This window comes from Jejuia spongiicola (assembly GCF_023502325.1).
Classification (GTDB): Bacteria; Bacteroidota; Bacteroidia; order Flavobacteriales; family Flavobacteriaceae; genus Wocania_A; species Wocania_A spongiicola.
Window position 1 is genome coordinate 496,864 of record NZ_JAMFLZ010000004.1, and the last position, 21,242, is coordinate 518,105.

The following is a 21,242-nucleotide window of genomic DNA, read 5'->3' on the forward strand; positions in this document are numbered from 1 at the left end:
TAACTAAAGCTTAAATATTTTTCAACTTTTTCCATTTTTCAAAATCAGTTAAAGTTTGCTGATCTGTTGGTGGATACAATCCTAAAATAGATTTTCCTTTATTTACTTGTTCTAATACAAAGTCTTCAAAGACAGTCATTGTTTCACATTCACTAGCTACTTCTTCAGCTATATTTGATGGAATTACTATTACCCCATCTTTGTCCCCTACAATAACATCACCAGGAAAAACAGCAATGTCTCCACAACCTATAGGTGTATTAATATCTATAGCTTGGTGTAGTGTCAGGTTTGTTGGAGCTGAAGGCCTTTTATGATATGAATGGAAGTCTAGATTAGCAATTTCTTCAGAGTCTCTAAAACCACCATCAGTTACAATTCCTTCCGCACCTCGTATCATTAAACGCGTAACTAAAATTGATCCAGCTGACGCTGCTTTAGCATTTTTTCTACTATCAATAACTAAAACTGCTCCTTTAGGGCAAGTTTCAATAGCAACTCGTTGTGGGTGTTTTGGGTCTTGAAATACATTAACAGGGTTTAGGTCTTCACGGGCAGGAATATATCTTAAGGTAAAAGCTTCACCTACCATATTTCCTTTTAAAGAACTAAGAGGGTGCACATCTTGAATAAATTGATTTCTTAATCCCTTTTTATATAAGCATGTAGCTATAGTTGCTGTGCTTATCTTTTTGAACTTTTGACGAATAATAGGGTTCAACTTCACCATTTTACAGTTTTGTGTTAAAATAATTTGCATAATACAAAAATATCCATATATTTGGAAAACCAATTTGGTTAACCAGTTTGGTTTACCAAAAATACTAAATAATTCTTAGCCTAAAAAGTAATGGTAATATTTTATAAACTTTTTATCTGAAAAATTATGAAAACAAAATTACTTTTTACTTTATTATTTGCTAGCCAATTAGTTAGCGCTCAACTTTATATAAATGAAATCTTTATAAGCCCTCCAGGGACTGATGCTCCAAACGAATATATTGAAATTCGGGGTGTTGCAAATGCGACAATTGGAGCAGGAACATATTTAGTTGGAATTGATGGAGATGGTGATGACGGTAATAGTCCAGGTGATATTGAATCTGATATCATGGATTTATCAGGATTGACATTAGGATCAAATGGGTATTTAGTGCTTTTAGCAACAGGCCACCCTTATACCGTTGACCCAGATGCAACAGTTGTTTTAGATTTAAATGATGGTAATTTAGAAGATCAAACACATACTTATTTGTTAATTCAGTCTGCAACGGCTCCTTCAAGTAGTGATGATATAGATAGTGATGATGACGGAACACCTGATGGAGCGGTTTATGCTGGTTGGACAGTTTTAGACGGTATTTCATTTGCTGATGATGACGGTACTTTACCTCATGATGAGTTTGCTTATGCCAATGTTATATTTGCCGAAGACGCTATAGTAACAACAGGAACTTTAAAGTTTCCAGCTGGAGCAACAGTTATACAAACAACAACCCAATACGATTATGCAGCTAGAATAGGAAATTCAACTGGGTCTGTTGTAACAAATGATGAGTCAACATCAGACTGGGTTGGTGGAGATATTCCGTCAGGAAATGTGCCAAATTGGGTATTAAGTTCTACAACTAATCGAAGCACCCCTAATAGCTTTGCTGGTTCAGAATTAAATCATATAGGTTCTGCTAATCCGTCTCAAAATACTACTTTATCAACTGAAGATGTTTTAGCTTCAAACTTTAAAATTTATCCGAATCCTGTAAAAGATATAGTAACTATAGAATCAAAAAACGTAAAAGTTTCCTCCGTTGAAATGTATAGCATTATTGGTAATAAAGTGATTTCTGAAAATAATTTGGTAAATAATAGATTTGATGTATCAGCTTTAAGTAGTGGTATTTATCTTTTAAAAGTAAATACTGATGATAATAGTCTAGTTAAAAAAATAGTAATTGAGTGATTAGAATTAGTTTGATTGATTTAAAAGCCTTTTATTAAATAAAAGGCTTTTTTAAGTACCTGAATAATTGAATGAAATTTTAAAAGTGTTTTTATAAAAAAATCAACTATTTAAAGAGTTATATATAAATTTATAGAAAAACATAAATGACTACAAGTAATTTTTTAAACATACTAAATAAACACATGAAGAAAACCATATTCACTTTAAGCTTATTTGTTTTATTAATAGCTTGTAATCAACAAACACAAACTGGTGAAATTAAAGTTACTAATATTAAAGAACTAAACGATGCGATAAAGAACAGTAAAGCTGGAGATCAAATTGTATTAGCAAATGGTACTTGGAAAAATGTTGAAATTAAATTTAGAGGTAAGGGTACTAAGAATAAACCAATAATCCTAAAAGCTGAAACAGCAGGAAAAGTTAGTATTGAAGGTAAATCGTATTTAAAATTCGGAGGTGAATATTTGGTTGCTGAGGGGTTATATTTCAAAAATGGTTATTCGCCATCAAATGCTGTAGTCGATTTTAAAATAAGCCATAAAGATACATTAGATGAAATAGCAAATAACTGTAAATTAACTAATTGTGTTATCGAAGATTTCAATAAACCAAAACGAGATAAAAGTGATTTATGGGTGCAATTTTGGGGACGACATAATGAGCTAAGCAACTGTTATATTGCCGGTAAAACTAATAGAGGGCCAACAGTAAGAGTTAGTATTGCTGGTATTGAAAGTATCAATAACTATCATCAAATTGTAAATAATCATTTTGGACCAAGACCAGTAAAAGGAGGCCCAAGTGGTGAAACAATTCAGTTAGGTGATAGTTATACGTCTATGTCTCCAAGTCATACTATGGTTGCTAATAATTTATTTGAAGAATGTAATGGTGAAGTTGAGGTTATTTCAAGTAAAACAAATTTTAATGTATTTAAAAACAATGTATTTTATAAAAGTGAAGGTTCTCTAGTTACTCGACATGGAAATTATGCGACTATTGATGGGAATTATTTTATTGGTGATGGAGTAAACGAAAATTATGGAGGTATTCGTATTATTAATACTGGACATTGGGTAACAAACAACTACTTCTTTAATTTAAAAGGGAAAAGCTTCAGAAGTCCATTGGCGGTTATGAATGGAATTCCAAAATCACCATTAAATCGTTATAATCAAGTAACAGATGTTGTTGTTGCTTATAACACGTATTTAAATTGTAGTTCGCCTTGGCAATTTGGAGTAGGTACAAACATTGCACAAGCTGATGTCTTACCAAAATCTGAGATTCGTTCAGCAAGAGCTATTAGAACTACAGTAGCTAACAATATTGTTTATAATGAAAAGGGATTGGACGCTATTGTTGTTGAAAATGATAAAGCTGATGGTGTAGTATTTAAAAGTAATATTGTAGATAATAAAGGAGTGAAATTTAAAGATTTTAATAATGGACTTATTGGAGCATCTCTAGAGTTAAAAAAGCTATCAGATAATATTGTACTTCCAGTTAGTATTCCTAATGACGTAGAAGGCTATGATGGGTTTGATTTTAATACTATTAAAACTGATTTGTTTGGAAATTTGAGACAAGATACTAAGGGAATTGGTGCTACAGTTGATGAAATTACTGCTAGCCCTAATATTTTAGATAAATCAAAATATGGAGCTTCTTGGTACTCAAATGAGATTGAAGATAAAGAACCAACAACCTATATAGTTTCAACCACTGATGAGCTTAGAGCAAAAATTAGTGAGGCAGACGATTTTGATATTATAAAATTGAATCCAGGAAATTATAATCTAGATTCTTCTTTGGTAATTAATAAAAAAATCAATATTAATTCAGATGATAAATCAAATACAACTATATATTATACAGGAGCCGAAAATACGCCTCTTTTCGAATTACATCCAAAAGGATTTCTTTGGCTTAATAAAATCTCTTTGAAGGGAAATATGTCAAATTATGCTTTTGCTAGTCTTAAAGAAAACATGTCTAGTCATTTCAGGCTAACTGTGTCTAATAGTAAAATCAGTGATTTCAATTATGTATTAAAAGTGTACAAAGAATCATTTGCTGAACGCATCACTTTTCAAAACACTAATATTTTAAACTGTTTAAATGGTTTAGAATTATCTGAAGAAACAAACGATAAAGGCGATTATAACACCGAATATTTGATGATTCATAATTGTACATTTTTGAATGTTTCTAAAAATGTAATTGATTATTATCGTGGTGGTTATGACGAATCTACTATTGGTGGAAATCTTGAGTTATATAATTCTACTTTTGCAAAATGTGGCGCTAAAGAAGAAAACGGTATTTTAATAAATACAAGAGGAATAATAAATGTTGATATTTCTAATAACACATTTATGGATAACCCCGTTAAGTTAGTTGCGCTACTTTGGGGAGCAAAAAACAATTCGCATTCAAACAATCAAATATCAAATTCTGGCGAGATTAAAGTTGAAGAGAATTTAAAGTTAAAATTGATGTATTAATCAACCAATATTCAACTAATTAAATCAATGAAAAGAATAGGCTTATCAATACTAATATTACTGGCATTTTTGGCCTGTAAAAATAATTCTAAAACTACTTTAGGAGTAGGTTCTAAAACCGAAAAACCAGTAAAATATCCAAGTGATGTTATTCCATTTATGGATAAATGGAAGATTCTTTTAGGAGATGGCACGCGTTCTGATAGTTTAGTTAATTTTCAAAAGGATGACTTTTTTTATGTAGAAAGTTATGAGGATACAAATTGGGTAGTATATAAAACGCCAAATTCAGGTATCACCTCAAAAACTTCAAGTAATACGAGAACGGAGTTAGGAGAAAAGAAGCATTGGATTCCAGAAGAAGGAGGCAAATTAACAGGTACTTTAAAAGTACAGCATGTGTCAACAACTGGTGATGCAAGAGTATCCTCTTCATATTCTGTGGTAGTAGGTCAGATTCATAGTGATGAAGGCCATGAAAATGAGCCATTAAAAATATTTTATAAAAAATTCCCTGGACACAATAAAGGATCGGTTTTTTGGAACTATGAAATTAATACAGAAGGAGACAATTCGGGCAGATGGGATTATTCCACAGCCGTTTGGGGTTACGATTTTTCTGTTGTTGGAGAAAGTCCAACGTCTTACCCTGAAGAGCCCGAAGAAGGTATTGCCTTAGGAGAAGAATTTAGTTATGAAGTTAATGTATATAAAGGCATTATGTATCTAACCTTTGCTAGTGAAGGTCACCAAACTATAAAATTCACAAAGAACTTATTGAAATCAGATTTTTCAACAAAAGAAGACATTCCAGAACAAGTGCTAAACGTTTATTTATCAAGACGAAGTGTAAGTCCAGAAAGAGAAATTGCCTATGCAGGAGAAATACAATACTTTAAACAAGGGGCTTATAATCAGGCTAATGGTAAAAGTACGAAGTCTGAAATCTATAATGGCGATATAGCTAAACAATATGCAAATGGAAGTTATGCAGAGGTTTGGTTTAAAGAAGCAACTGTGGGAGAAAGTACAGTACCTAATCAATAAAACAAAGAAATATTGAAAAAAGTGATTTTCATAATGGGCGTTTCTGGATGTGGAAAAAGTACTATTGGAAAATTACTATCGCAAGACCTAAACATTCCTTTTTTTGATGGTGATGATTTTCATTCTAAAAGCAATATCAAAAAAATGGCTAATAGCCAGCCATTAGTTGATAAAGACAGGCAAGGTTGGTTAAAAACTTTAAACAAATTGGCTAAAAGGCAATTGACTAAAAGTAGTTGTGTGATTGTATGCTCTGCATTAAAGCAAAAGTATCGCGATATTTTAAGCCTTGATATTGAAAGCAAAACTAAATGGGTTCACTTATCTGGATCTTTCGATCAGATTTATAACAGAATAAATATAAGACCAAATCATTTTATGCCTTCAGAACTACTAAAATCTCAATTTGATATTTTAGAAATCTCTAAAGAAGCATTACAAATTGATATTAGCTTAACACCAGAAAATATTATTGAAACGATAAAAAACGAGCTAGTGAATAAATCTGAATTTGGATTATTTGGTTTAGGAGTAATGGGTAAAAGTTTATGTAGAAACTTTGCCAATATGGGTTTTAAGATTTCAATGTTTAATAGACACGTTGATGGTATAGAAGAAAATATTGCTAAAGATTTTAAATCTAAATATCTTGAATTATCAGAAGCTTCCGCTTTTGACAATATTCCTGCATTTGTAAAGTCATTGCAAGAACCAAGAAAAATTATGCTCATGGTTAATGCGGGGAAAACAATAGATTATGTTATTGAAGACTTACTGCCGCATTTATCTGAAGGTGATATTTTAATTGATGGCGGAAACTCTAATTATAAAAGAACAAAGGAACGTGTTGATTATTTAAAAACTAAGCATATACATTTTATAGGGATTGGAGTTTCTGGTGGAGAAGAAGGAGCTTTAAAAGGGCCGTCCATTATGCCAAGTGGAAATATTGAAGCTTATAAAAAGGTGCAGCGATTTTTAGAAACCATTTCGGCCAAAGACAAAAATAGTTTACCATGCTGTACATATGTTGGTCCAGAAGGAAGTGGACATTTTATAAAGATGGTACACAATGGTATTGAGTATGTAGAAATGCAATTGTTAGCTGAGGTATTTACAATTTTGGAAACTTTAGGTCAAAACCCAAACGATGTAGCAAACACTTTTGAAACTTGGAAAGAAACAGCAAGCAGTTACTTGTTAGACATAACAACCACAATTTGTAGAAAAAAGGAAGGAGAAGATTGGTTAGTTAAAAAAATACTAGATAAAGCAGGAAATAAAGGCACAGGTAATTGGGCCACTATTACATCAGCAGAGCTAGGTGTGCCAAGTACATTAATAGCTTCTGCGTTATTTTCTAGATATATTTCATTTTATAAGGAAGAACGACTTCTTTTAAATAAAAATTTTAAAAAAGTAAATACTTTAGAACTAAAAATAGCTAAAAACGAGGTTTTAAAAACCTATCAATTTGCAAGAATTATAAACCATTATCAAGGCTTTAAATTAATAGTTGAGGCTTCAGATAAATTCAATTGGAACTTAAACTTAAGTGAAATAGCACGAATCTGGACAAACGGCTGTATCATTAGGTCTTCATTAATGGAAAACTTAGTTGAAATCTTCAAAAGTACAACCAATATATTGACTAATTCACAAATCATAGATTTACTTAATCAGTATAAACCAGCAGCTAAAAAAGTAGTGTCACAATGTGTCCTCAATGATATTGTCACACCAGCTTTGGCTGAAGCAATTCAATTTTTAAATGGAATTACAACACCATATACTTCTGCAAATATCATACAGGCTCAACGAGATTATTTTGGCGCACACACATATCAAAGAATAGATGATGACTCAGCAGAAAATCATCACACAAACTGGATATAAAAACTAACATTATGGATGTACCAACAACTAATAAATCATTACTCAAAAAAATTATCGCAATAGTTTTAGGGTTTGGTCCTGGAATATTTGCTATTGGGTATACCATTGGTACAGGTAGCGTAACCTCTATGATTGTTGCTGGTAGTAAATTTAATATGCAATTATTGTGGGTACTATTATTAAGCTGTTTATTTTCGGGAGTATTGATGTTTGCATACGGGAATTATGCTTTATTAACTGGAGAAACAGCCTTGTATGGTTTTAAGAAACATTTAAAGTATGGTAAAGTTTTAGCCATCTTAATTATTATAGGAGTCACCTTTGGACAATGGAACTCTTTAATGGGGATTCTAGGAATTTCATCAAATATTATTTTCGAAATATTGGTGCTTAATTTTGAAAGTTTAAAAGGATATGAATACGAAACTGTTTTAATAACTGCTATTGTAATAATAGTCGCTTTCTATTTGTTAATGTTGGTAGGTAAATATACTTTTTTTGAAAAAATACTTGTCATTTTTGTTACCTTAATGGGTATGTCATTCTTGCTTTCGTTGTTTTTTGTTCAGCCACTTTCGGTAGATGTGGTTAAAGGCTTAATCCCCACAATTCCAGATGTACCTGGAGGTAAAATGTTAGTGGCAGCATTTGTTGGAACCACGATGGCTGCAGCTACGTTTTTATCTCGCCCTCTATTTGTAAAAGGGAAAGGTTGGACAATTAAAAATTTAAATCAACAAAAAAAAGATTCCATAACTGCTGCAATTTTAATATTTATAATTAGTGCTACTATTATGGCTGTAGCAGCAGGGGCATTATTTTATGAAGGTAAGGAAGTAATGCACGTTCTTGATATGGCTAATACGTTAAAACCAGTTGCTGGTAAATGGGCCGTAACTATTTTCTTTTTTGGAGCATTAAGTGCTGGTTTGTCATCCATTTTTCCATGTCTGTTAATCGCACCATTATTGATTGCAGATTACCAGTCGGGAAAATTAGATACTAATTCTAAGCAATTCAGAATTGTAACCGCTGTAGCTTGTTTTGTGGCTTTAATTGGACCTGCATTTGGAGCAAATCCAATTGAGATTCAAATTCTATCTCAAGTATTTAATGTGTTTGTCCTTCCTCTAGTAATTATAGGGATCATTATATTATTGAACAGTAAGAAAGTTATGAATGAATATAAAACAGGTCTTTTTGTTAATATCGGTATGTATGCAGCATTGTTCTTTTCTTTGGTGATATCATATAACGGAATTATAGCATTGTTTAACTTTTTTTAATTGTATTATACAGCTGAAAAAAGGAGTGATTTTTAAACATTTAATTTATTAAAAAATGAATAAAAGATATATTATTCCAATGTGTATAGGTTATGCACTTGGGATTTTCTTAATACTAAATAGTTGTAATCGTACTTCAAAAAAAACAAAAAAAGAAGAAGTGCAAAAAAACGTTTACCCTAGCGATGTTATTTCCTTTTCTAACGATTGGAATTTGATTTTAGGCGATGGTTCTAACGTTGGGTATCCTAACAATTTTGAGCATAAAAATTTCTTTTATACAGCAAATGATGGTAAAGCAAATTGGGTAGTTTATAAAACTCCCAATGGTGGAGATACTCACGGAACCTCAAACAATACAAGAACCGAATTAGCTCAAACTAAAAAGTGGTACCCAAAAACTGCAAATGATAAATTAAAAGCTACACTTAAAGTGATGAATGTATCAACAACTGGAGACGCTCGTGTTGCGGCTTCGTATTCTGTAGTTGTAGGGCAAATTCATAGTGCAGATGGACATGAGAATGAGCCTCTTAAAATATTTTACAAGAAATTTCCCAGTCATACAAACGGTTCTGTTTTTTGGCATTATGAAATTAATACAGCTGGTGATGATAATTCAGGAAGATGGGATTATTCTAGCGCTGTTTGGGGAAATAACTTTTCTGTTGTTGGTAAAGAAGAAAATACATTTCCAGAAGAGCCTAAAGATGGGATTTCATTAGGCGAGGAGTTTAGTTATGAAATTGAAGTTAAAAATGGTATTATGAACTTGAAATTTATGAGTGAAGGACATGAAACAAAATTATTTACAAAAAACTTAATTGAATCAGAATATACAACAACTGCTGATATCCCACAGCAGACTCAAGAATTATTTGTGCCAATTGGTCAGGACGGTGTGGAGCGTAAAAATGCTTATGCTGGTGAAGGCTGTTTTTTTAAGCTAGGTTCATATAACCAAACTAATGGAAAGTCTCCTGAAGTGAATAGGAATTGGTGTTCAGGTGCTGAGACACATGGAGGTGATATCCTAAAACAATATGAAGATGGAAACTACGCTGAGGTTTGGTTCAAAAAAGCAAGTATAACTGTTAGTGAAACTTCTGTATCTAATCAAGGTTATTTTACTAAAAATGATTAATTAACTTATAGGCAATATGAAAATCAACGATAAATTAACTGACAAAAATATTCTTATTACAGCTGGTGCTCAAGGAATTGGAGAATCAATTACAAAACACTTTATTGATAGTGGAGCTAATGTCGCTATCCATTATTTTTCCAGTGCCGATACTGCAAATGAATTGATAAAGTATGCAAATAGTAAAGGGCAAAAAGCGGTGGCTATAAGTGGAGACTTGACAAAAGAAACAGACGTGAATATGTTGGTTAAAAAAACAGTAGAAGCTTTTGGTAGTTTGGACATACTAATAAATAACGCGGGTTCACTTGTAGCACGCAGATTGTTAAACGAAATAGAGACAGAGTTCTGGCACAGGGTAATGGATATCAACCTTACATCAATGATGTTTGTAACAAGAGCTGCATCACCTTATTTAGCAAAAAAAGAAAATAGTAGCATTGTTAATTTGGCATCACTTGCTGGACGTAAAGGAGGTCACCCTGGGTCTTTAGCTTATTCTACAAGCAAAGGAGCTATTTTAACATTTACAAGGGCGCTTTCTTCTGAATTGGGACCTAATGGTACAAGAGTCAATGCTGTTGCTCCAGGTCTTATTTTAGGGACTTCATTCCACAATACACATACAACTAAAGCGTCAGCAGCTGCAACTACGGCAGGTATTCCAATTCAACGAGCAGGTAATGCAAATGACGTAGCACGAGCAGTTCTATATCTGGCATCAGAATATGATGGTTTTATTACTGGAGCAACACTAGATATTAATGGTGGTGTGTATAATATGTAATACCTAGCTAAATTATATTTTCATAGTTAAATAATTATTGTATATTTGGTAAACCAGATTGGTAAACCAATTTAAATATCTATCTTTACTATGAATGGTATATATTGTTTTTACAATAAGAACTTCTAATTAATAATAATGAAAAAAGTATTTAAAAGACCATCTATAATTCTTCTAATAGTTTTTATTGTTTTTTCATGTAAAGAAAAATCTACTATAAATTCTCAATTACAGCATCCAAATTTAATCTTAACCAAACAAGGGGTCAAAGAAATAAGAGCAAATTTGGGAAGTATTCCGATTTTTGATAAAACTTTAGCAAAAGCTCAGACAGAAGTTGATTTAGAAATCAAAAACGGTTTTGATGTGCCAATTCCAAAAGATTATTCAGGAGGATACACGCATGAAAAGCATAAAAATAATTATGTTTTAATGCAAAAAGCTGGTGTGTTATATCAAATTTTTAATGAAGAAAAATATGCTATATATGTAAAAGATATGCTGTTTGCATATGCAAAAATGTATCCAACATTACCAATTCACCCAAAACCGAGATCTTATGCTAGAGGGAAATTATTTTGGCAATGTCTAAATGATTCTAACTGGTTGGTATATGCAAGTCAAGCTTACGATTGTATATATGATTACTTAACCAAAGATGAGAGAAACATTTTAGAAACAGATTTGTTTAGGCCTTTTGCAGATCATATTTCCAAAGACAATCCTCAATTCTTTAATCGAGTTCATAATCATAGCACTTGGGGAAATGTAGCAGTTGGTATGATTGCATTAGTTATGGAAGATGATAGTTTATTACAAAGAGCCTTATATGGAATAAAAAACATTGATATAGATAAAAGTTTAAAGGACAATGACGGTGGCTTTATAAATAAGGATGGAAAAAAAGGTTTTTTTGCAAACTTAGATGAACCATTTTCACCAGATGGGTATTATACCGAAGGACCATATTATCAACGTTATGCTATGTATCCTTTTTTAATATTTGGACAAGCACTACAAAACAAAAAGCCAGACTTAAAGGTTTTAAAACATAAAGATGGTGTACTATTAAAGGGAATAGACGCTTTATTGAATTTATCAGATGCTGATGGTGACTTCTTTTTATTAAACGATGCGCAAAAAGGGATGTCATATTTCAATGGGTCGTTAATATCTGCTGTAGACATTGGATATCATTTTGGAGGAAACAATCCAGAATTATTAAGTATAGCAAAAAAACAAGATGAAGTTGTTCTTGATGATGCAGGTTTGGCAGTTGCTCTAGGTATAAAAAAAGGAAAAGAAAAGCCATTTGTAAAAAAATCTATTGAATTATCAGATGGCGCCAATGGAGATGAAGGCGCAGTAGGAATTCTACGTAGTGGGGAAATGGAGTTGGTTTTTAAATATACAGCACATGGATTGAGTCATGGGCATTATGATAAATTGTCTTTTGCTTTGTTTGATGAAGGAAACGAAGTTGTGCAAGACTATGGAATGGCTCGTTTTGTGAATATTGAACAAAAAGGAGGAGGAAACTATTTAAAGGAGAATACTACATGGGCAAAACAATCCATAGCGCACAATGCAATTGTTCAAAATGAAGTATCTCAATTTCATGGAAAATATGATATTGGGAGTAAGCATCATTCAAATAAATATATTTTTAGTACTGGTGATAGTAATATTCAAGTAGCCAGCGCAAAAGAAGAAAATGCATACCCAGGTACAAAGCTGCTTCGAACAATGGTATTAATAAAGGATTCAGATTTTCATAACCCTTATGTATTAGATATTATAAAAGTGGAGTCAGATAATCCAAATCAATATGATTTACCTTTTTATTACTTAGGACAAATTATGCAAACTAATTTTGAATATACAAAGTATGAAGTCCCACAAATTTTAGGAAAATCAGATGGATACCAACACTTATATAAAGAAGCTAGTACAATTTCTAAAGGAGGAAACATAAAACTAAACTGGTTACTAAAAAATAAATTTTATAGCTATACGGCTGTTACATCTAATGGAGACGAAGTTATTCTAGCTAAAATTGGTGCAAACGATCCAGAATTTAATTTGCGTCAAGAGCCAACACTTATTTTGCGTAAAAAGAATATAAGAAATACTGTTTTTGCTTCAATTATTGAATCAACAGGAGTTTATAGTCCAGTATCAGAGTTAGCTATAAATTCTAAGAGTAATATTAAATCTATAGAAATTGTATTTAATTCTAAAGACTATACTGCAATTCAAATAGTAACAAATAAAGATAAAAAAATGGTGTTTGTTATTTCTAATCAGAATAATAATAAAGAAACAAAACACAAATTAATTATTAATAATAATGAGATGTCTTGGAGAGGATCTTTTACCTTAAAAGAAATCAATTAAAAAATTAAAACATATGAAAACATTTGGAGCAAGTAAAGAATTTTTATTAGACAATGACCAAGAATGGGAAACAGTAGGAGAAGGTGTTAAAAGAAAAATAATGGGTTATGATGACAAAATTATGCTTGTTAAAGTATTTTTTGATGAAGGTGGAATAGGTTATGAGCATGAACATCATCATTCACAAGTAACTTACTGTATAGACGGAGAATGGGAGTTTACAATTGGAGGAGTTACAAAAACAGTAAAAGACGGAGATTCAGTTTATATACCTCCCCATGTACTTCACGGAGCTAAATGTACTAAAGCGGGTGTATTAATAGATGTTTTTAGTCCTATTCGAGAAGATTTTATGGAATAGAGCTGTTAAAATTAAAAATTAATTTGTTTTAACAAAAAATTAGCATATATTTGGTAAACCAATCTGGTAAACCAATTAAAAAAATATAAAACTAAACTAATGTATAACCTTCAAAAATCCACCTTTTTAAATGACAATAAACTAAATAAAAAAAGGACAGGTGCACGCCTATCCTTTTAAATGATTTACTTCTTTTAGGAGGGAAGTAAAAACCTAAAACATGTAATACTTTAGTAAAACATGTGTTCTGCAAAATTACAAAAATTTAATCAGAACAGTTGTTTTTATAAAGTGATTTTTTAGCTGAATTATTTAGAGGCTAAACAAAAGTAGTAGAACTACTAACTAAACTTTAAACATAAAAAAACTAATTATGAATTTAAAAACTAAGCTATTTTTAATAGTATTATTGATATTCAATATTACTTTATTTGCTCAGAATGGAACCTTAATTAAAGGGGCTGTTGTTTCTGCAACAGATAATATTCCTATTCCTGGAGTAAATGTTGTAGTATTAAATACCTCTAGAGGTACAACAACTGATTTTGATGGAAACTATCAAATCCAAGTAAATAAGGGAGAAGTATTGCAATTCTCATATGTAGGGTTTATATCTCAAACAATAATTGTAGACACTCAAACAGCAATAAACATTTCATTAGCTGAAGATTTAGCTAAACTAGATGAAGTTGTTGTTATTGGTTACGGAACACAAAAGAAATCACATTTAACAGGTTCAATTTCTAAAGTCGTTAATGATGATTTAGATCAGATTGCCGTTTCTAGGGTAGATGATGCCTTAGTTGGTCAAGTATCGGGTGTTAATATACAAGCAACCGATGGAGAAGCGGGTGCAGCACCTACAATTACTATTAGAGGTGTAGGCTCTATGGCAGGCGACTCAACACCACTAATCGTTGTAGATGGGGTTATTGTAGATTCAGATTTTTTAGGATCTTTAAATATGAATGATGTTAAATCTTTTGAAATTTTAAAAGATGCAGCATCATCTTCTATATATGGATCAAAAGGATCTAATGGAATCATTATGATAAGTATGAAAGAAGGAGTTGAAGGGAAAGCTCGAATTAACTATAGTACTTTTACTGGTTTTAAAGAAGCTAGACATAGCGATGCTTATACCTTCTCTATTGCAGAGACTGCAGCAGCAGAACTTGCTGCAAATGGTGTGATTTCTGATAGAACTAGATATAAACAACTTATAGGGATAGATCGTTCTTGGCAAGATGTAATATTTGATGGAGGCACTATTACAAGTCATTCACTTTCGTTAAGAGGAGGAAATGATAAAACAAAATTTACCACAAGTATTAATTATTCTGATGACGAAGGAGTTTTGTTAACAGATAATTTTAAGAAATATGGGATGCGACTTAAAGTTGACACCAAATTAAGTGACAAATTTAAAGTAGGAGCTAGCTTTAGTCCATCATACACAAATAGAAGACGTTTTGATGGGTCTACGCACGATATATTAAGACAAACTAATTGGTTACCAGTGTATCATGATGCAAATACCATTCAATATGTAAATAGATTTAAATATCCTGATGTACAAATTGGAGATTATGCAACACAACGTCATTTTGATGATTATGATTTAGATGCAGGTACGTCTGTTGCCTCAGGCGGTACAGACATAAGTAATACTTCTAATACAAATCCTGCAGCTAAAGTACTTGAACGAGAGCGCTTTGATAAAAAGTTTAAAATGTTTGGTAGCCTTTATGGACAGTATGAAATTATTGAAGGACTAAGTTTTAGAACAACATTATCAGGTTCTTATCAAGATACAAAAAGATCAAGATGGCAAGGAGTTCAATCTAATAGAAATGGAGCCTCTGCGGCGCAAATGAGTGAAATATCTCAAAGAGAAATATACTTAATTTCGGATAATTTCTTCAATTATAATACAACAATTGGAAATCATGATATTGGAGCAACAGTAGGAGTCGTTTTTGAAACCAGAGATAGTTTTTTCTCAAGTATTTCAGGAACGGGATACACAAGTGATGCTGTGAAACAAATTACTAATGCATCACTAATATCTGCAGCTGATGCTTTTGAGTGGGAAAAAAATGGAATATCATATGTATCTAGAGTTAATTACGCATATGATAATAAGTATTTAGTTTCTTTAAGTTTTAGACGAGATGGAAGTTCTATTTTTGGTTCAGACTTTAAATACGGTAATTTTCCAGCAGCTTCTATTGGATGGAATATATCTAACGAAGAGTTTCTTCAAGATAGTGATGTAATAAGTAATTTAAAATTTAGAGCAAGTTACGGTGTTACAGGTAACGACCGATTAAATACAGGAAGTGTTGATCCTGATGTAAGTAGTAGTACGAGTGCTTTAAGTACAGGGAATATTTTAGTAGATTATTACCCATCTTTAGCTTTGTTAAATGCAACTACATCTAGTATAGGTGGAAGTGTTCAACCAGGTTTTTCGCCATTAAATATTGCTAACCCAGAATTAAAATGGGAGCGATTAGTAGAAATTAACCCTGGTATTGATTTTGGGCTTTTTAACAACAGAATTTCTGGGTCAATTGATTGGTATCAAAGAACGAGTGATCAACTATTATTAAACAATCCTGTATCAGTAACAACGGGATTCTCTAGTGCCTTAGTAAATTTAGGAGAAGTTAAGAATGAAGGTTTTGAGTTTGAATTAAGAACAAAGAATGTTGCTACAGAAAACTTTAGTTGGAACTCTACAATAATAGCTACAACCAATAAAAATACACTTGTAGACTTTGCTGATTCAAATGGGCAAATACAAAATGTTGATCCGAAAAGAGCAGCAGAGTGGATTAATTTAGAAGGTCAGCCTATTTCTACATACTACGGATGGGTTGTTGATAGAGATATACCATTGGAATATTTATCAAATCCTTATCACCCAATTGGAGGAGAAGCACAAGATGTTTATGTAAAAGATTTAAATGGTGATGGTATTATTGATGATGATGATAAAGCCGCTTTAGGCGATCCGTATCCAGAGCTAGTATGGAGTTTTTCTAACGAGTTTAAGTTTAAAAACTTTGATTTTAGTTTTATGTTTCAAGGTAGTCATGGTGCCGAAATTAGAAATATGGGAGATCAATATATTTTTAACCAATTTAATAGCTCACAAGATTTTATTTCTAGCACTCCAGATCAACAGTTTATAAAGCAAAAAATATTTACTGACGATATTATTCAGGATGCATCATACATTGCATTACGTAATGTGAATATTGGATATAATTTTTCAAAAGATTTCTTGTCAAAGTATAATATTTCAGGTTTAAGAATATATGCAGCAGGACAGAACTTAATGTATAAAACAGCAGATAATTATACAGGGTTTAATCCAGAATCAATTGATAGACAATCACCCACCACTTACGGGTATCAAAGAGCAGGGTCGCCAATTTTTAGAACCATATCTTTTGGTTTAAACCTAGACTTTTAAGAGATGCATTTAATAAATAATATAAATATTATGAAACAAATAAAATATATAGTTTTACTAATGATAGGAGGTATTTTTACTTCTTGTGATAGTGACTTTTTAGAGCCTATACCTAGTTCTGGAATTACATCAGGATCTTACTATACTACTGAAGCCGAAGTTGAAACAGGAATAATCAGTATTTATGATGCTTTGCAAGGAGTAAATGATAACAATTTAAATAATAATCATGGCGTTCAGTACGAGTTTTATCTAACTGAAATGCGTAGTGATAATACCAGAACTAAAAGTCAAGAAGGAGAAGCCGCACAATTTGAATTTTATAATGTGGAAGCTACTAATGGTATAGTTGCAAACTATTATGCCAGTTTTTATAGCGTTATTTTTAGAGCCAATACTGTTCTAGAAAGCTTAGGAGTTATAGCAGATGCAAATACTGCTGCAGCTTTTGAAGCTGAAGCTAAATTTAATAGAGCGTATGCTTATTTTAATTTGGTGAGACTATTTGGAGATATTCCATTAATAGATAAAGTTATTCCTCCATTAGACACCGAGACTCAATATACAAGAGTTGCTACTTCTACAGTTTACAGTTTAATTGTTAGTGATTTAATAACCGCTGTAGCGGGGCTAGATAATACATACAAAACCAGAGCTTCAAAAGCTGCCGCTCAGGCAATGTTGGCTAAGGTGTATTTAACAATTGGAGAGTACTCTCTAGCTCAAGGACTTTGTGAAGATATAGTGGGTAGTGGTTTTGTTCTACAACCTAATTTTAATGATATCTTTTATAATGAAAGAAATAGCGAGATTATTTTTGCAATTGGCTATGAATCAGCTTTAAGTGCAGATAGTCAAAACTTTTCTGCAGAATGGATGAATGCAGTTGGAAGAACTAGTGGTGTTAATTATGTAACTACTGATGCTGTAACCGCTTTAAATGATTTTGGAGGAGATAGAACACAATATTCTTATAGAATAGATCCTTTTCAGCCTTCACAAAACCAAGTAGTAAAATATCTTCCAAATGGTGAGTCTGGTGGTGCAGATGGTAAAACATTTGTTTCTGACGCTACTTTAGCTGGAAATGATTGGATTGTATTGCGTTATGCAGATGTATTATTAATGCATGTTGAAGCTATTATGGCAGGAGGTGCAGATACTTCAAGTTCAAATGCTTTGACGTCATTTAATATGGTAAGAAATCGAGCAGGATTAGCTGATGATGACGATGGTACGATTACAAAAGCAGAATTATTATTAGAAAGACGTGTAGAGTTAGCATTTGAAAATCACAGGTTTTTTGATCTTGTACGTTTTGGTGAAGCAGAATCAGTGTTTTCAGCGTTTTCCGCAGCTAATGGGTTAGGTTACTCGACGTCAGACTTGTTATTACCAATTCCTCAAAGAGAAATAAACTTAAGTAAAGGAATAATGAACCAGAATCCTGGTTATTAATAGATTATAACTTTTAAAAAAGTAAACATGAAAAATATAAATCAAATAAAAAAACGAGTTTATACAGCGATTATGAGCGTATTTGCAATGGTGGCCGTTGTTACTATTTTATCTTGCGATCCAACAATAGAATCGTTGTCTTACGATTTGCCAGAAGCAAGTTCAAAGGCAGATGCAACACCTCCAACTGCTAGTTTTTCAGCATCAGTAACTGCTGATTATTTAACCTGGACATTTGGTAATACATCAAGTAGCGCTACAGATTACGCATGGGATTATGGAGATGGAAACACATCAATAGGAGTAGATGGAGTTAATACTTATTCAGGCGAAGGAACTTATACAGTTACTTTAACAGCTTCAGACAAATTAGGAGTAACAAGCACATTTTCATTAACTGTAGAAGTAGTTGAGCCACCTGCACCAGCTGCGATAACCCCGGTTATTGTTAATGCTGATTTTGATAAACAAGCTAAATCTTCAGGTTCAGATTGTACTTGTTCTGGTTGGATTAATAAAAGTTTAGGAGCACAAGGAGAGTCTTCTTCTGGTAATGGTGGATCTGATAATGTTCTTAAATTTGATAATGATGAGCAAGATTTAACCTATCAAGAGGTTGAAATTACACCTAATACAGATTATACCATAACGGTAGTTGCATCCTTTAAAAGCATAGAAACGGGTACTTTTCCTAGTAAATTGGAAATAAGAGTTTTATCTGGTTCTGGTTACGAATCTGGTTACACCCCAGCATATTTTGCCACTGCTGCAGAATACCCACAAGACGATTTTGGATATACTTCTGTAGCTCAGATGGAAGATACAGACAATAACCTTTTGGTTAGTTTAGTAGATAATCCAGGTAATGATGGGTATAACACATATAGCTATTCATTCAATACAGGGAATAATTCTAGCGTTGCTCTATTGATGAGGGGGGTTAATGGTGATGGTACGCCAAGTGATGACAAAGGTTTTTTATGGAACAGTGGAGAAGAAGAAATAAGAGTTGACTCTATTGTTGTTGAACCAGTTGAATAAATTATTAAGTATGAAAATTTTCCGAAAAGAACTATTAGTATTTATAATAACAATATTTCTATCTGTTAACGCTGCTTGCCAAACAAAGAAAAGCAGCGTTACAGAATCGGAATCTAAAATTGAAAAAAAGAAGAAGAAAAAAAGAAAAGGAAAAGTAAGATTACCTGATATAGATTTAAGCCATTGGAAAGTTACTTTGCCAGTAACTAACGAAAAAGGAAAACCTTATGAGATTGAACCACCAGAAATTCTTGATTTTGCAAAAAATGAAAAAGCAAAACCATATATGTATATAGATTCGACAAAAGGTGCTATCGTTTTTCATGCAATGCCAACAGAATCTAAAACAGCAAACACCAAGTATACTCGTTCTGAGCTTAGAGAACAAATGGAACCTGGAAACAATAATGTAAACTGGACATTTGCTGATGGTGCTTACATGAAAGGTAAATTGGCTATGGATCAAACCACTAAAGATTCAGAGGGGAAATACCACAGAACTATTATTATGCAAATACATGGGCGTTTAACAAACGAACAGCGTGATTTAATTGGAGCAAAAGATAATAATGCACCACCAATATTAAAAATATATTGGGATAAAGGAAAAGTTAGAATAAAAACAAAAGAACTTAAAGATTTAAATGCTTCAGATGAAGAAATTTTACACGAAGATGCTTGGGGTAATGATGAAGGTTTCAATTTTGAGCAAGAAGTAGGATTTAAAAAATTCACCTTAGAAGTTAAAGTGTCAGAAGGTAAAATGGTTATTATTTTAAATAAAAGTGAATATAAGGTTTACGAAAATATTCATATGCGTAGATGGGGCATTTTTGAAAACTATTTTAAAGCAGGAAACTATTTTCAATCCAGAGATGAAGGAGCGTTTTCTAAAGTGAGATATTACGAATTAGAAGTAAGTCATTAAACAAAAAATGATAAAAACAAAGAACATATTTAGCATATTAAAGAAGATGTTTCTTATAGCAGTATTTTGTGTACTTTGTATTAGTTGTAACAAAAACACTGAAATTGAAGATAGGCCAGTTGGCGTTTTTGAGGAAGAAAAAGAAGAGCCAATAACCCCAACTTACAATTTGCCTAGTATTGACCTCAATAATTGGAAGGTAACATTACCGATAGGTAACCCGACAGAGGTTAAGCCACCAGAGATTTTAGATTATGCTACAAACGAAACATTAAAACCATTTTTTTATAACGATTCTATAAATGGAGCATTAGTTTTTTATACATACCCAGGAGCTTCAACAGCTAACTCATCGTATTCAAGAACTGAATTGAGAGAGCAAATGGTAGCAGGGAGTAATAATACAAATTGGACTTTTACTCAAGGTGGAAATATGAAAGGTACTTTATCGATGGATGAAATATCTAAAGACTCTCAAGGAGATTACCACAGAGCAATTATTATGCAAATTCATGGTAGATTAACAAATGCTCAGCGTGATTTAATAGGAGAAGATGATAATAATGCGCCACCTATGCTAAAAATTTATTGGACTGATGGAAAAGTAAGAGTTAAAACAAAAGAATTGAAAGACTTAAATGTATCAGATACAGACATACTATACACAAACTCATGGAAAGATGATGATGGACATACGTTTTCTGAAGAAGTAGGATTTGATAAGTTTTCATTAGAAGTAAAAGTAGAAAGTGGGAAAATGGAAGTGATTTTAAATAATAATGAATCTGTAGTTTATGATAGTGTTCATATTCAGAAGTGGAATGTTTTTGAAAATTATTTTAAAGCAGGAAATTATTTAGTTACAACTCAAGAAAACGCATTTGCTAGAGTTAAATATTACAAACTTGAAGTAACACATTAATAATTTGATAAAAATCAG

Annotated in this window: 15 protein-coding genes; 14 read left to right on the plus strand and 1 reads right to left on the minus strand. The window is 32.1% G+C overall.

The genetic code is table 11. From position 1 onward, the window contains the following. Positions 1 to 10: 10 nt before the first annotated feature. Positions 11 to 730, minus strand: coding sequence for a ribonuclease activity regulator RraA (locus M3P09_RS12000; RefSeq protein ID WP_249973298.1), 720 nt, complete (start codon positions 728 to 730; stop codon positions 11 to 13). A gap of 156 nt (positions 731 to 886) precedes the next feature. Here M3P09_RS12000 and M3P09_RS12005 point away from each other — a divergent pair, with 156 nt between their 5' ends. The 14 genes from M3P09_RS12005 to M3P09_RS12070 all read left to right on the plus strand — a co-directional run bounded on the left by M3P09_RS12005 (position 887) and on the right by M3P09_RS12070 (position 21,224). Next, positions 887 to 1,960, plus strand: a complete 1,074-nt coding sequence (locus M3P09_RS12005; RefSeq protein ID WP_249973299.1) for a T9SS type A sorting domain-containing protein — start codon at positions 887 to 889, stop codon at positions 1,958 to 1,960. 185 nt (positions 1,961 to 2,145) lie between these two features. Beyond that, positions 2,146 to 4,473 (plus strand): chondroitinase-B domain-containing protein, encoded by a 2,328-nt coding sequence (locus tag M3P09_RS12010; protein ID WP_249973300.1) that lies wholly within the window; start codon positions 2,146 to 2,148, stop codon positions 4,471 to 4,473. 27 nt (positions 4,474 to 4,500) lie between these two features. Continuing rightward, complete coding sequence (locus M3P09_RS12015) at positions 4,501 to 5,520, plus strand: polysaccharide lyase family 7 protein (RefSeq protein ID WP_249973301.1); 1,020 nt, start codon at positions 4,501 to 4,503, stop codon at positions 5,518 to 5,520. A gap of 21 nt (positions 5,521 to 5,541) precedes the next feature. Next, positions 5,542 to 7,416 carry an NADP-dependent phosphogluconate dehydrogenase gene (gene gndA / locus M3P09_RS12020; RefSeq protein WP_249973385.1) on the plus strand — a complete coding sequence of 625 codons (1,875 nt, stop codon included), beginning with the start codon at positions 5,542 to 5,544 and terminating at the stop codon, positions 7,414 to 7,416. A gap of 11 nt (positions 7,417 to 7,427) precedes the next feature. Then, positions 7,428 to 8,702, plus strand: a complete 1,275-nt coding sequence (locus M3P09_RS12025; RefSeq protein ID WP_249973303.1) for an Nramp family divalent metal transporter — start codon at positions 7,428 to 7,430, stop codon at positions 8,700 to 8,702. Between the two features lie 55 nt (positions 8,703 to 8,757). Beyond that, positions 8,758 to 9,846: a polysaccharide lyase family 7 protein gene (locus M3P09_RS12030; RefSeq protein WP_249973304.1), complete on the plus strand. Its 1,089-nt coding sequence runs from the start codon at positions 8,758 to 8,760 to the stop codon at positions 9,844 to 9,846. Positions 9,847 to 9,862: 16 nt separating this feature from the next. Beyond that, positions 9,863 to 10,633 carry an SDR family NAD(P)-dependent oxidoreductase gene (locus M3P09_RS12035; RefSeq protein WP_249973305.1) on the plus strand — a complete coding sequence of 257 codons (771 nt, stop codon included), beginning with the start codon at positions 9,863 to 9,865 and terminating at the stop codon, positions 10,631 to 10,633. A 138-nt stretch (positions 10,634 to 10,771) separates the two neighbouring features. Further along, on the plus strand, positions 10,772 to 13,030 hold the full coding sequence (locus M3P09_RS12040) for a heparinase II/III domain-containing protein (protein WP_249973306.1): 2,259 nt from the start codon (positions 10,772 to 10,774) through the stop codon (positions 13,028 to 13,030). Positions 13,031 to 13,043: 13 nt separating this feature from the next. After that, entirely contained in the window at positions 13,044 to 13,391 is a 348-nt protein-coding gene (locus M3P09_RS12045) for a cupin domain-containing protein (RefSeq protein ID WP_099563769.1), read from the plus strand. 373 nt (positions 13,392 to 13,764) lie between these two features. Then, complete coding sequence (locus M3P09_RS12050) at positions 13,765 to 16,875, plus strand: SusC/RagA family TonB-linked outer membrane protein (RefSeq protein WP_249973308.1); 3,111 nt, start codon at positions 13,765 to 13,767, stop codon at positions 16,873 to 16,875. A gap of 30 nt (positions 16,876 to 16,905) precedes the next feature. Further along, entirely contained in the window at positions 16,906 to 18,333 is a 1,428-nt protein-coding gene (locus tag M3P09_RS12055) for a RagB/SusD family nutrient uptake outer membrane protein (RefSeq protein WP_099563863.1), read from the plus strand. A 27-nt stretch (positions 18,334 to 18,360) separates the two neighbouring features. Next, the gene (locus M3P09_RS12060) at positions 18,361 to 19,374 is read left to right on the plus strand and encodes a PKD domain-containing protein (protein ID WP_249973309.1); all 1,014 of its coding nucleotides are present in this window, start codon (positions 18,361 to 18,363) and stop codon (positions 19,372 to 19,374) included. A gap of 10 nt (positions 19,375 to 19,384) precedes the next feature. Beyond that, positions 19,385 to 20,302, plus strand: coding sequence for a polysaccharide lyase family 7 protein (locus tag M3P09_RS12065; RefSeq protein ID WP_249973310.1), 918 nt, complete (start codon positions 19,385 to 19,387; stop codon positions 20,300 to 20,302). 7 nt (positions 20,303 to 20,309) lie between these two features. Further along, a complete protein-coding gene (locus tag M3P09_RS12070) occupies positions 20,310 to 21,224 on the plus strand; it encodes a polysaccharide lyase family 7 protein (protein ID WP_249973311.1) in 915 nt (304 codons plus the stop codon). Positions 21,225 to 21,242 lie beyond the last annotated feature (18 nt).